General features: G+C 61.9%; 13 protein-coding genes. 8 read left to right on the top strand and 5 right to left on the bottom strand.

Features of this window, described 5'->3' with window-relative positions:
* From LXM96_RS06230 to LXM96_RS06220, 3 genes are read left to right on the top strand one after another with little or no spacing between them, the layout of a single operon-like run.
* Positions 1 to 945, top strand: a complete 945-nt coding sequence (locus LXM96_RS06230; RefSeq protein ID WP_239997514.1) for a carbohydrate kinase family protein — start codon at positions 1 to 3, stop codon at positions 943 to 945.
* Positions 946 to 966: 21 nt separating this feature from the next.
* Entirely contained in the window at positions 967 to 1,896 is a 930-nt protein-coding gene (locus LXM96_RS06225; RefSeq protein ID WP_239997513.1) for a pseudouridine-5'-phosphate glycosidase, read from the top strand.
* 35 nt (positions 1,897 to 1,931) lie between these two features.
* Positions 1,932 to 2,822 (top strand): DMT family transporter, encoded by an 891-nt coding sequence (locus LXM96_RS06220; RefSeq protein ID WP_239997512.1) that lies wholly within the window; start codon positions 1,932 to 1,934, stop codon positions 2,820 to 2,822.
* 42 nt (positions 2,823 to 2,864) lie between these two features.
* On the opposite strand, the gene cckA is transcribed toward LXM96_RS06220, so the two are convergent.
* Positions 2,865 to 5,468 (bottom strand): cell cycle histidine kinase CckA, encoded by a 2,604-nt coding sequence (gene cckA / locus LXM96_RS06215; protein ID WP_239997511.1) that lies wholly within the window; start codon positions 5,466 to 5,468, stop codon positions 2,865 to 2,867.
* Between the two features lie 233 nt (positions 5,469 to 5,701).
* On the opposite strand from cckA, the gene LXM96_RS06210 reads away from it, so the two are divergent.
* Positions 5,702 to 6,661, top strand: coding sequence for a flagellar biosynthetic protein FliO (locus LXM96_RS06210; RefSeq protein WP_239997510.1), 960 nt, complete (start codon positions 5,702 to 5,704; stop codon positions 6,659 to 6,661).
* A 53-nt stretch (positions 6,662 to 6,714) separates the two neighbouring features.
* Here the strand turns inward: LXM96_RS06210 and dksA are convergent, their stop codons facing one another.
* Positions 6,715 to 7,134, bottom strand: a complete 420-nt coding sequence (gene dksA / locus LXM96_RS06205; protein WP_239997509.1) for an RNA polymerase-binding protein DksA — start codon at positions 7,132 to 7,134, stop codon at positions 6,715 to 6,717.
* 264 nt (positions 7,135 to 7,398) lie between these two features.
* On the opposite strand from dksA, the gene LXM96_RS06200 reads away from it, so the two are divergent.
* The 4 genes from LXM96_RS06200 (at position 7,399) to LXM96_RS06185 (ending at position 11,176) form a co-directional block, all read left to right on the top strand.
* Positions 7,399 to 7,896: a SixA phosphatase family protein gene (locus LXM96_RS06200; RefSeq protein WP_394801893.1), complete on the top strand. Its 498-nt coding sequence runs from the start codon at positions 7,399 to 7,401 to the stop codon at positions 7,894 to 7,896.
* Between the two features lie 91 nt (positions 7,897 to 7,987).
* Positions 7,988 to 9,457 carry a YcjX family GTP-binding protein gene (locus LXM96_RS06195; protein WP_239997507.1) on the top strand — a complete coding sequence of 490 codons (1,470 nt, stop codon included), beginning with the start codon at positions 7,988 to 7,990 and terminating at the stop codon, positions 9,455 to 9,457.
* Positions 9,454 to 10,539 carry a YcjF family protein gene (locus LXM96_RS06190; protein ID WP_239997506.1) on the top strand — a complete coding sequence of 362 codons (1,086 nt, stop codon included), beginning with the start codon at positions 9,454 to 9,456 and terminating at the stop codon, positions 10,537 to 10,539. The genes LXM96_RS06195 and LXM96_RS06190 overlap by 4 nt, the downstream gene beginning before the upstream one ends.
* 94 nt (positions 10,540 to 10,633) lie before the next feature.
* On the top strand, positions 10,634 to 11,176 hold the full coding sequence (locus LXM96_RS06185) for a hypothetical protein (protein ID WP_239997505.1): 543 nt from the start codon (positions 10,634 to 10,636) through the stop codon (positions 11,174 to 11,176).
* 12 nt (positions 11,177 to 11,188) lie between these two features.
* Here the strand turns inward: LXM96_RS06185 and folK are convergent, their stop codons facing one another.
* From folK to folP, 3 genes are read right to left on the bottom strand one after another with little or no spacing between them, the layout of a single operon-like run.
* On the bottom strand, positions 11,189 to 11,695 hold the full coding sequence (folK, locus tag LXM96_RS06180; protein ID WP_239997504.1) for a 2-amino-4-hydroxy-6-hydroxymethyldihydropteridine diphosphokinase: 507 nt from the start codon (positions 11,693 to 11,695) through the stop codon (positions 11,189 to 11,191).
* 1 nt (position 11,696) lies between these two features.
* Complete coding sequence (folB, locus tag LXM96_RS06175) at positions 11,697 to 12,065, bottom strand: dihydroneopterin aldolase (protein WP_239997503.1); 369 nt, start codon at positions 12,063 to 12,065, stop codon at positions 11,697 to 11,699.
* On the bottom strand, positions 12,062 to 12,964 hold the full coding sequence (gene folP / locus LXM96_RS06170; protein ID WP_449619156.1) for a dihydropteroate synthase: 903 nt from the start codon (positions 12,962 to 12,964) through the stop codon (positions 12,062 to 12,064). Before folP ends, folB begins: the two co-directional genes overlap by 4 nt.
* Positions 12,965 to 13,023: the final 59 nt, after the last annotated feature.

The following is a 13,023-nucleotide window of genomic DNA, read 5'->3' as shown; positions in this document are numbered from 1 at the left end:
ATGAGAAAGCAGATCCTCGTCCTCGGTGGCGCCCATCTTGATCGGCGGGGCCGCATCTCTGGCGACACCGCCATGGGCGCAAGCAACCCCGGACACTGGATCGAGGAGATCGGCGGCGGCGGCTTCAACGTCGCTCGCAATCTCGCCCGCCTTGGTCATGATGTCACCATGGTTTCTCCGCGGGGCGGCGATGCAACGGCAGAGGCGGTTGCGCGGGCCGCGGAGGCTGCTGGCGTCGTTGACCGACCATTCGTCTTTCTCGACCGTGCTACCCCGAGCTACACCGCTATCCTGGAGCGCGACGGCAATCTGGTGATCGCTCTGGCGGACATGGATCTCTACCGCTTCTTCAGCCCGCGCCGGCTGCGCGTGCGCACCCTGCGGCAAGCGATTGCCACGGCCGACATGATCGTCTGCGACGCCAACTTGCCCGCCGAGACGCTGACCGCGCTGGCTGCGCAGGCGAAACAGGCGGGCGTGCCTGTCGCTGGTATCGCCATATCCCCCGCGAAGGTCGTGCGCTTCCGTGAGGCCCTGCCCGACCTCGCCTGTCTTTTCATGAATGCCGCCGAAGCGGCAGCGCTGTCCGGCGAGCGCGTTGCCGCGATCGAGGAGTGGCCGAGCATCTTACGGGAGCGCAAACTGCAGGCCGCCGTCGTCACCAATGGCGGGCGCCCACTGGCGGCATACTCTCATGGCGAAACCTGCACGTTTAGGCCGCCACCGCTCACCGAGGTCGCCGATGTGACCGGCGCCGGGGATGCTCTAGCCGCCGGGACCCTCGACGCCCTTTTGCGTAGCCTCCCGTTGGAAAACGCCGTTGCTCGCGGCATTGCAGCCTCCCGCATCACCCTGCGCTCGCCGCATGCGGTCGCTCCGGACCTCTCGCTGGAGGCCCTGGAGCAGGAAGCAGCCCTTGTGGGGACGTCCGAAAAGGTGTTGTGAAAGACGCGAACGGAGACAGACATGACGAACAGCCCTCCCCTCCCCATCATCTACTCGCGCGAAGTCGAGGCTGCCCGGACGAAGGGCGCGCCGATCGTCGCGCTCGAATCCACCATCATCACCCATGGCATGCCCTATCCGGGCAATATCGAGATGGCGCACAGCGTGGAGACGATCATCCGCAACGGCGGCGCGGTTCCAGCCACCATCGCGGTCATCGAAGGCACGCTGCATGTGGGGCTGGAGTCGGAGCAGCTCGAAAAGCTCGCCCAGGCGAAAGACGTCATGAAGCTCTCGCGCGCCGACTTCGCCTTTGCGCTCGCCAACGGCCGTACAGGCGCAACAACCGTCGCGGCAACGATGATCGCGGCAGCACTTGCAGGCATCCGCGTCTTTGCCACCGGCGGCATCGGCGGCGTCCATCGCGGTGCCGAACAGAGCTTCGACATCTCCGCCGATCTCGAGGAACTGGCGAAGACGGATGTCATCGTCGTCTGCGCCGGCGCCAAGGCGATCCTTGACATTCCAAAGACGCTCGAGGTGCTGGAAACCCGCGGCGTGCCTGTCGTCACCTACGGCTCCACCGACTTCCCGGCCTTCTGGTCGCGCGTTTCCGGCTTGCCGAGTCCGCTGACGGTTGAGACAGCGTCGGAGATTGCGGATTTCGAGGCGGCACGCCTGGCGGCAGGCATCCGCGGCGGCATCCTGGTGGCCAATCCGGTCCCGGCGCCGGACGAAATCGCCCGCGACGAGATGGAAGGCTTCATCAAGGTGGCGTTGAAGGCCGCCGAGGAACAGAAGATCGCAGCGAAGGCGGTCACACCCTTCCTGCTCGACCACATCTTCCATCAGACCGGCGGGCGAAGCCTGAAGACGAACATCGCGCTCGTCGAGAACAATGCGCGGCTTGCGGCTGAAATTGCCGTCGCCTTAACGTCCCAACGCCTGTAGTAGGCCTGCCTCTTCTAGTCTCCGGAGACCTCACCTTGACTGCACTTTCCAACACGGTCCGGGTGCCGGAGCAGAGGTCGGCGCTTGTGGCGCTCATCGCCGGGGGCATCGCCATTGGCGCCTCGCCCATCTTCGTTCGTCTGTCCGAAGTCGGACCCGTCTCGACCGGCTTCTGGCGGCTGGCGCTTGCGCTCATTCCTCTATCCTTGTGGGCGCTCCTCAAGCCCGCGCTGGTAGAAAGGCAAAGCCTCACTCTCCGGGATTGCCTGCTCCTCATTCTTCCAGGGCTCGCCCTCGCGATCGATCTGGTCGCCTGGCATCTCTCGCTCCACATGACCTCGGTTGCCAATGCAACGCTGCTCGCCAATCTGGCACCTGTCTTCGTGACCCTGATCGGATTTCTACTCTTCCGGACGGTGGTAACGCGCATCTTCCTCCTCGGTCTCGCTCTGGCAATCATCGGGGTTGTCACGCTGAAGGGCGGACCTGCTGCCCTGGCGGACGGCCATCTTGCGGGCGATTCGGTCGCGGCCCTCGCAGCCGTTTTCTACGCCTCCTATATCCTGGCTATCGGGCGGCTGCGCAGCCGGTTCGACACGGTTCGGATCATGATCTGGAGCTCCGCCTCGGCAGCCCTCGCCATCCTTCCGTTTGCGCTCTACTTCGAAGGCAACATCCTGCCGCCGACGCTGTATGGCTGGGCAATCCTCTTCGGCCTTGCCTTCATCAGCCATGCGGGTGGCCAGGTGGCGATTACCTATGCGCTCGCCTTCCTTCCCGCCGCCTTCTCGTCGCTCACCTTGCTTTTGCAGCCGGTCGTAGCGGCGATCCTCGCCTGGATCATCCTGGCGGAAGCGGTCGGTCCGCTCCAGGCTCTCGGCGGCGCGATCGTGCTGGCCGGCATCCTCGTCGCCCGCCGCGGCTGAGGGCCGGCAGAAAGGCACCAGACCGTGTCAGCGGCTCCGGTCCTAGTTGTCCAGCATCTCCCGCACCGCGACTGCAAGCTGCTTCAGTGAGAAGGGTTTCGGCAGGAAGCCGAACTTGGCGTCGGCCGGCAGGTTGCGTGCGAAGGCGTCTTCCGCATAGCCGGAGACGAAGATGAACTTCAGGTCCGGGTAGTTCTTGCGCAGTTCGCCGAGAAGCGTCGGCCCGTCCATCTCCGGCATCACGACGTCGGACACGACGATATCGACCTTGCCCTCCAGCTCTTCCATGATGTCGAGCGCCTCGACGCCGGACCCCGCTTCGTGGACGGTATAGCCGCGCGTCTCCAGCATCCGCTTACCACCCCGGCGCACGGCTTCCTCGTCCTCGACCAGCAGCACCACAGCAGAATTGCCAGTCAGATCCACCGGTTCTTCCGACTTCGCCGTCTGGGCCACTTCGGCTGGCGCAACGGCATCCGGTGTCGGCTGCATTTCCTGTAGCACCGGCGCTTCGGGAATGTGGCGCGGAAGGAAGAGGCGGAAGGTCGTGCCGCGGCCGACTTCCGACTCCGGGTAGATATAGCCACCCGACTGCTTGACGATGCCGTAAACCATCGAAAGGCCGAGGCCGGTCCCCTTGCCCACTTCCTTGGTCGTGAAGAAGGGCTCGAAGATCTTGTCCATGATCTCCGTCGGAATGCCAGTGCCGCTGTCGGACACCTCGACCATGACAAAATCCTCTGCCGGAAGGTCGGCCTGCGGGAAGTTGGAGGTTTCGTCGGCTGCGACGTTGCGGGTCTTGATCACCAGCGTCCCGCCTTCCGGCATTGCGTCGCGAGCGTTGACGCACAGGTTGATCAGCACCTGCTCGAACTGGGAAAGATCGGTGCGCACGGTCCACAGGTCGCGGCCATAATCCACCTCCAGCTTCACATTGGTGCCGGAAATCAGCCTGTCGACCAGCATGCGCAGGTCGCCCACGACATCGGTCAGGTTGAGGACCACAGGCCGCATCGTCTGCTTGCGCGAAAAAGCGAGCAGCTGGCGGACGAGCACCGCGGCGCGGTTGGCGTTCCGCTTGATCTCCATCAGATCGGCGAAGCTCGCATCCGACGGACGCGCCTGTAGCAGCAGATGGTCGGAGGAGAGCAGGATAGCAGTCAGCACGTTGTTGAAGTCGTGGGCGATCCCGCCCGCCAGCGTCCCGACGGCATTCATCTTCTGGGTCTGCGCCATCTGCGTCTCGAGCGCCTTCTGCTCGGTCGTTTCGACAGCATAGACGATCGCCACTTCCTCCGGTGCCTCATCGCTCTCATCGATGACGGCATTGACGTAGAAGCGCACGTAGCGGCTCTCGTCGCCGGGGTGGCGACAGTCGATCGGGGTTATGTCGCCCTGCCTGTCCTTGGCAGCGGCGAGCGCGTGCATCAGTTGCGGGCGTGCGGTCTCATGCACGATCGCCTCAAGATGTGCACCCGCCTCCTCCACCTGGTCGCGTGACACCACACCGGCGAACAGCCGCAGGAACGGCGCGTTGATGCGCAGGATCTTGCCGTCGCCGTCGACAGAGGCGATCGCCATCGGCGTGTTGTTGAAGAAGCGGGTGAAGCGCATGGCAGAAGCCGACTGGTCGCCCTCCGCGCCTTTCGGCCGGTTCAGCACGATCGTCCGACTCTCGCCCGGCGCCCCGTCACGCATCGAGGTCACCGAATGGACGAGACGCGCCGGCAGGCTCTGGCCGTTGGTGCGGCGCAGGTCAAGATCGAGCGTCTCCGTCCGCTGCAACCCGGGCGCGGCTTGTACTGACTGGATCAGTGCCATGCCCTCGCCTGCGACGAGGTCGCTGATCGTCATCGACCGCGGCACGAACGTTGTCAGATCCAGCCCTAACCACTCCGCAAGGGTCGCGTTGATATAAAAGATTTCTCCCTTGCGGCCTGCGGAAAAGAAGCCGGCCGGCGCGTGATCGAGGTAGTCGATGGCGTTCTGCAGCTCGCGGAAGAACCGCTCCTGGTCGTCGCGCTCGGAAGTGATATCGGTCAGCTGCCATATGTCAAATCGGCCGCTCTTGCGCTCGCCTGGATGCAGGTGACGCGCCTTCAGGCGATACCAGTGGGCGCCGGAGCCATTGGTGCCGCTGCGACCAAGTGGCTGCGGCAGGCGGAATTCCTCATGGCCCTCGCGCCCTTCACGCAAGCCATTCGTCAACCGGTACAGCGCCTCGTTGGACTCGCGATTGCGCGAAAGCAGTGGCTCCAGCGGCTGCACGTTGCTGCTCTTGTTCGCTCCAATCAGCCGTCCATACGCCGCGTTGGCGTAGATGATCCGGCCGCGGCTATCGGTCACGAGGATGCCGTCAGGATGGCTTGCCAGAAAGCTGCGCGCCAGTTCATCTGATTGAGACTGCGGCATGACTTCGACAAAGCCGATCGCCGAAGACACGAGGAAGAAAATCCCTACCATCGCGAGCACGCCGAGCAGGCCCAGCACAAGCTCGTTGTCCAACACGTGTTGGAAGAACACGAAGGCTACGGCGACGCCGATAAGCACCAAAGCGAGGAGGAGTATACGAAGGACGGTTCCGCCTCGCGCTCCGCGATCGACGAGCGGCGCCTCGTAGTTGCCCCCCTGCTGCAACTTGGTCATCAAGTCCTCACTGTTCGCTTGCCCCACGAGGCGCAACGCATGAAACCGGCGGTAAACGCACGATTCTCTCTTAGCAAGTTGCGGATGATGCCAAAAGCGGCGCTCCGCAGAAAAGCTGGGATAGTGCATACCGATGCACCGCTACGAAACCTCCAGACCTTGCCTCCAGTGAAAAAAGAAGCACCTTAATATCAGGCGTCAATCGGGAGCGACGAGCGATGGTGGAGCAACTGATGAGCGACTATGGCGGTCGGCTGCTGGTTGCAATTCTTGGAGTCGGGGTGGGCTTCCTCTGCCTCATTGGCGTTCTTTGGCTGTTGCGCGAACGGAGGGCGCCGTCTCCCTTCATTCGCGGGGGGCGAAACCGTCAACCGCGACTGCAGGTTCTCGATGCCGCTGCTGTTGATACCCGGCGGCGCCTCGTCCTCGTACGTCGCGACGATGTGGAACACCTGATCATGATTGGCGGGCCAACCGACATCGTCATTGAGGCTGGCATTCCCGGCTTGGTGAAGACAGAAACCGCAGCGCCTCGCGAGGCGACCGAGTCACCGCGTCCTGAAAGGAACCGTCCACAGGAACACAGAAGTCCACGGCCTCAAGCCAGAACCGATGTAGCTTCCTCTGCCACTCGGGCAGCACCTGCACGTCCGCAGCCGGATCGTGATGAAGCACCGCCTATCCCAGCTCTATCGGCTGAGGGCTTCAGCCGACGAAGCGAGGGCGCGTCGCCACTGCCCTTCCCTGTTGTCCCCCCATCGGCGATAAATGCGGGACCTGGTCCGGCGACCATGCCGCCCCCTACGGCGCCGATGCCCATATCTCCACACGAACAGGAGATCCGTCGTGAACCCATTCTCGAGGGTGCCGCCGATATCCTGGATGCCGCGCGAAGCCGGGTCTTTCAGGGACCATCGGAACCGGTTCCATCCGCTCCTCCTGCAGCGGTGGCAGAGAGAGGATCTAGACCTCTCGGCAGCGAGTTCGAACGGGTTCTTGAAGAGGAGATGGCGCACAATCTCGCTTCGCGAGAACCGACGAGCCGCTCCGTAAGTCGGGAGCTGGACCCAGAAGGCTCCTCGCCACAGCGGGATCCGGAGCGGTCGCGGCTCACAGGCGCTACGCCGGACCCCTCACTCCAGAACGAGATGGCGAGGATCTTTGGAGAAATGTCGGTCACGCGCGACAGGTGAACCAACTGCTCGGCATAAGAAAAAGGCGCGGAAACTCCCACGCCTCAGACTACCTATTCGTCCCGATACACCTTTTCACGCCGCTCGTGGCGCTCCTGCGCCTCGATCGACAAAGTTGCGATCGGGCGGGCGTCCAGACGCTTTAAACCAATCGGTTCGCCAGTCTCTTCACAGTAACCATAGGTACCTTCGTCGATCCGCTGCAGGGCCGCGTCGATCTTTGAGATCAACTTTCGCTGCCGGTCCCGAGCACGCAGCTCAATGGCCCTGTCGGTTTCCGAGGAAGCCCTATCAGCAAGATCGGGATGATTGGCGCTTTCTTCGGCCAGATGGTCCAAAGTCTCGCGCGCTTCTCTCAAAATGTCATTCTTCCAGGCGACCAACTTCGCGCGGAAATAAGCCTTCTGGTTTGCATTCATGAACTCATCGTCTTCCGAGAGCACATAATTGCTAAGATCGATCTTCTCACTCAACGCGATTCTCCCGAAGAACATCTCAAGGCCGGCTCTATATCCCAATCGCGCGCCCGCCTTCAAGTCTATTGGACGCAGCAGCTCAATTTTAAAACTGTCACATTATTAGGCTAAGGGGCTATAATTAATCTCTATTCTGTTTCAGTGGATTCGAGGGGTATTGGCTTACCCCTTCGAGAGATGACAACCCTAACCATGGTTGTAGTTGACGCAGCTGCGGTGAACCCGCTACCGATCCGCTCTAGCTAACCCTCCGGCAGCAGGTTGATGGTCCCCAGTGCTTCTCCCCGCATCTATCTGCTGCGCCACGCCAGATCGGCCTGGGCGCAGCCTGGTGAGCGGGATTTCGGCCGTCCTCTCGACGCCGAGGGCTTCATGGAAGCCGATGCCGTGGCACGACGGGCTGCGGGTCGGGGCTACCGCCCAGAACGGATGATAAGTTCGACTGCCCTACGCTGCCGGCAAACCGCAGAAATCGTCCAGAGAGCGTTCGATGAGGCGCTTCCGCTGATGTTCGTCGACGAACTATACAACGCGCCTGTAGAAACCTACCTCGACATCGTCGCCGAGAACTCAGGCCTAGCTTCGCTAATGCTGGTCGGTCACAACCCATCGATCGAAGAAGTCCTGGAGAAGCTGATTGGCGCCGACGAGAGCGCCAGCACTATACCCACGGGCTACCCCACGGCAGGTCTAGCAATCCTCGACCGGCCTGACGATGACTCTCCATTCTGGTACCTGGCGGATTTCCTCACCGGCTGACACGGGACAGTCATCGCCAGCCTGCTCCCCCTCCCACTGTTTGCACCAACGCGAGCCTATCCTATATGGGAGCGAAAAGAAGGAACTCGCCTTGCCGCCCTCCCTCACCAGTTTGACCGACGACGCGCGAATTGCGCTGGATAATCTGAGCGATCGTGCGGCGGGACTGGTCCATCCGAGTGTGCGGCTAGGCGTTACCGGCCTGTCGCGCGCTGGCAAGACCGTGTTCATATCCTCTCTGGTGCACAACCTCTTGAACGGTGGCCGGCTGCCCCTCTTCGAGCCGGTGCGCTCGGGACGCGTGTCGTCTATCCGGCTTGAACCCCAGCCAGATGATGCTATTCCCCGCTTCCAGTACGAGGATCACATCCAGGCGCTCGTCCGTGACCGCGTGTGGCCCGAGTCCACTCGCGCCATCTCGCAGCTCAGGATCACGCTCGATTACGAGAGCGCGAGCGGTTGGAGTCGGCTGTTTACCCCTGGGCGCCTTTCGATCGACATCGTGGATTATCCCGGCGAATGGCTGCTGGACCTGCCTTTGCTCGGCCAGAACTATCGCACCTTCAGCGAGTCCACCGTCGCCCTCGCCCGCACCGGTATCAGGGCTGAACTTTCGAAGGAATGGCTGGGCCTTTGCGCCAGCATAGACCCTGATGCACCGGCAGAAGAGACAACCGCTCGGCGACTGGCGGAAGCTTTCGCGGGATATCTAAAGGCCTGCAAGGCGGACGAACGTTCGTTGTCAACCCTGCCACCAGGACGGTTTCTAATGCCCGGCGACCTGGACGGGTCACCGGCGCTCACCTTCGCGCCCCTTCCCGATCTTCCCGATCAGCACGCACCGAAGGGTTCTCTGCGCGCGATGATGGAGCGCCGCTACGAGGCTTACAAGTCGGTGGTGGTCAAACCATTTTTCCGAGAGCATTTCGCCAGACTTGACCGCCAGATCGTTCTGATCGATGCCCTGCAGGCAGTTAACCGCGGCCAAGAAGCCATCGAGGATCTTGAGCGCGCTTTGGCCGATGTGCTGGCCTGCTTCCGGCCTGGCAGCAACAGCCTGTTCTCCGCACTGATCGGCCGCCGCATCGACAAGGTGCTCGTCGCGGCGACCAAAGCGGATCACCTGCACCATGAGAGTCATGGAAGACTGGAGAGGCTGACGGCGCGACTCGTGGATCGCGCCATCAGTCGCATCGGCATGGCCGGAGCTGGCATAGACGTCATGGCGCTTGCGTCCGTACGTGCAACGCGCGAGGCAACGGTGAACCAGGGCGGAGAAGCGTTGCCGGTTATCGTCGGAACGCCCATGCCGGGGGAACGCATCGGCGCCGAAAATTTTGACGGAGACCGCAAAACGGCGGTGTTCCCCGGCGACCTGCCAGAAAATCCCGAGATCTTCTTCCACGCGCTTGATGGCAACGCCAAGGGCCTGCCCGAAATCAACTTCGTCCGTTTCCGTCCGCCTGCCCTGGAGGACAACCCCAGCGGCATCACGATGACGGTGCCTCATATCCGCCTCGACCGCGCCCTGCAGTTCCTCCTTGGAGATCGCCTCGCATGACGCCATCCGATAAGGGAGACAACCACATCGCGCGCCGCCCGGGCGCCTACGATCTGGCCGGTGACAACAGGAGTAAACCGGCGGTAGGTCCTCGTGCTCCACGTAGCTTCGAGAGTGGAATCGTCTTGACGCCTGAGGCGCAGGATCCGTTCCTATCCCAGCCAGACCTGGCCTCGGATGCGATCCCTGTTGCCGCTCCTAAGCCCCGCAGGCACTTCTCCTTCGCCAATCTGGCTCTCGCTGCCTTTGGTATCTTCCTGTCGCTCGCGTTCAGCCTTTGGGCGGACCGCGTTGTACGCGATCTCTTCGTTCGCGCCGACTGGCTCGGCTACGCTGCGTTGTCGGCACTTGGCGTAGGCGTACTGGCAGTGGCCATCATGGTCGCCCGAGAGGTGGCAGGTCTGCTACGCCTTTCAGCTGTGCAGTCTGTTAAGGCAGAAGCGGAGGCCGCTGCCGCTGCCCCTCTCCCGGCAAAAGCAAGAATTGTCGTGGCGAGCCTGATCCGGATACTTTCCCACAGAGCCGAAACCGCCAAGGGCCGGGCCGTGCTTGATGCCACGGACGACGAAATCATCGACGGCCCGCAACTCATCGAACTTGCGGAACGTGAATTGCTTACGCCACTGGACCGCCAAGCCCGTGCCTTGATTCTCAATGCCTCCAAACGTGTCTCCATTGTCACGGCGGTAAGTCCACGCGCTATTGTCGATCTTGCCTACGTGGCGTTCGAAGTCTCCCGACTGATCCGTTCGATGGCCGAACTCTACGGTGGGCGGCCGGGCAAGCTTGGCCTCTGGCGCCTGATGCGGGATGTAATAGGACACCTTGCAGTCACCGGCTCCATCGCCGTCGGCGATGGTCTGGCGCAGCAGGTGCTCGGACATGGGCTTGCTGCCCGCTTGTCCAAACGACTAGGCGAAGGCGTCATCAACGGCCTTCTCACGGCTCGTATCGGAATCGCGGCAATGGACCTCTGCCGCCCGCTCCCATTCCGAGCACTGAAGCGCCCCGGGATCGGCGATTTCATCGCCGATGTTGCCGCAGTCGGGAATACGAGGACGGACCCGCCGCCCGCCGAGTGACACACGAGATGCTCGTGAAGGATACGAGTTGTTAACCATCGTTGCGATAGTTTGGCACCTCGAAACGGCTCATGGTTTGGCCAAGGAATCCCCCATGTATCTGCGCATCTTCTCCCTGCTGGGCGCCGTCGCATTCGGCGCCGCGTCCGTGACGACCCCGGCGGCTTCCGCCGCCTCCACAGACAAGGCATTCTTCCGGAATGCAGCCGGAACCTGGAAAGGGCCTGGCGAAATCGTGGCTGGCAAATACAAGGGCACGAAGTTTAACTGCCAGTTGACCGGCGAACCGGCACCCGATGGCGAGACGGGCATAAAGCTGGACGGCACATGCCGCGTAGGCGTCTTCAAGCAGCCGATGTCTGCGGTGATCACGGAAAGCGGCAAGGGCTACACCGGCAAATTCCTCGATGGCGCCCAGGGCAAGGGACTGGACATCGTTTCGGGAGCGGTCAAAGGTGACAAAGTCGTGGTCGGCATCAATAGGGCGCAGCTGAACGGTGCCATGGTTGCAAGCTTACGTGGCAACAACGTCATGAATATCACGATTTCGGTGAAGGTGGAGGAGCAGATGGTCCCCGTCATAGGCCTGACCCTGGATCGGGACCTTGATTCTATCGCCGTCGGAGCGATCGATTGATCGGAGGCAGGCTTAAGCTTGCCTCCACCACTCCGTATCCTCACACGCCACGCGTATATCAGCTCGATCGCTTAGCGCGAGCCAGTCAGCGACTGTCCGGCCAGCGACCTGCAGCGTCGAGGCGACATCATTCAGCGGCATCAGCACGAACGCCCGCTCTGTCATGTGTGGATGCGGGAGTTGCAGTCGCTCCGTTCGGACCTCGATGTCGTCATAGACGAGGACATCGATGTCGATCGTGCGCGGCCCCCAGCGCTCGATTCTCACCCGCTTCATATTTCGCTCAACACCAAGGCAAAGCTCCAGCAGATCCTCTGGCCCCAGTTCTGTCTCGACCAGCGCGCAGCAGTTGAAGAAATCAGCCTGGTCGGTCTTGCCCCAAGGAGGTGTTTTGTAAAGGCGTGAAACTGCCGTGATCTTGCAGCCGCAATGCTGATCCAATTGCCGGAGTGCATTGCCCATTGCCGCAGGAGGATCCCCCACATTACCTCCCAGTCCGAGTGCTGCTTTAAAGGTCATGTCAGGACGGCCGGTAGTCGATGCGCACCTCTGCATAGTCGAGGATGCCCGGGATGGGCGCGCTCGGCTTACGGATCGCGATTTCAGCGCGGCGGATTTGCTGGAAGCGTCCGCACAGTGCTTTGGCCACGTCCATGGCAAGCGTCTCTATGAGTTTACGCTGCTGCCCCGTCACTACCTCCTCAATCAGCAGAAATGCCTCACCGTAATGAACGGTGTCTTCTATTTGGTCGGAATGCAGCGCATCTCCGCCCTGCACATCAAGAGTGGCATCAACAAAGAAGCGCTGCCCCAGCACATTTTCCTGCTCCAGAACACCGTGACGCGCAAAGAAGGCGCAGTTCTTTAGTGTGATCGTATAAAAGGTCACTCGGCATCTCCATCGGCATGACGCCGCGCCGCAAGTACGGCATCCGCGACAGCAAGCGCTTCCCAATTGGCGGCTACATTGTGAACGCGGAAGATCGCTGCGCCCGCCAGTCGCAGGAGCACGGTCGTTGCTGCCGTTCCAACGTCGCGATCAGCGGCCAGTTCACGGCCGGTCACCCCGCCTATGAAGCGTTTTCGGGAGGTCCCAGCCAATAGCGGCAGGCCCAAGCCACGCAATTCCTCGAATCGGGCCATCAGCTCAAGGTCATGGTGAGAGTTCTTGGCAAAGCCGAATCCCGGATCAAGCACGATCCCCTCGCGATGGAGGCCGGCGGCGTCGGCGATCGCAAGCGCCGTCCGCATGAACTTCATCTGGTCCGCAATAACGTCCGGCAGGATTTCGGCCTCTCGACCGCGCCCCGTATGCATGATGCACAAGCCGGCACCTGCCTTCGCTGCGATGCTTGCGATGTCCGGCTCCCGGTGGAGCCCATGCACATCGTTGATGATATGGGCGCCTGCCGCCAACGCCAGCCGAGCTGTCTCGGCCCGGTAGGTGTCTATCGATATGAGCGCCTCGGTTCTTTTGGCAAGTTGCTCGATCACTGGCAGTACGCGATCTTGCTCTTCCGATGCAGTCACTTCCGTGGCGCCCGGACGCGTGGATTCGCCGCCTATGTCGAGGATGGCAGCGCCAGCCTCAACGCATGCCAAACCATGATCAACTGCACGCCCTTCATCGACGAACCGGCCACCATCAGAAAAGGAGTCGGGCGTGACGTTGACGATCGCCATGATGTGGCCACGGCCACGGAGGTCGAGCGAACGACCATGCCCAACCTTCCATATGATGTTGCAGTCCCGCCCCAGGTCCGCAGTCGTTGCTTGTGAGTAACGCAAATTTATAGGCCTTCTTGTTGCGCTGCCCACGGCTATGCCGCAAGCTTCCCTGGAGTTCA

This window comes from Rhizobium halophilum (genome assembly GCF_021648825.1).
GTDB lineage: Bacteria > Pseudomonadota > Alphaproteobacteria > Rhizobiales > Rhizobiaceae > Neorhizobium > Neorhizobium halophilum.
The sequence above is the reverse complement of the archived record's forward strand: the minus strand, read 5'-3'. Positions and strand labels throughout refer to the sequence as shown.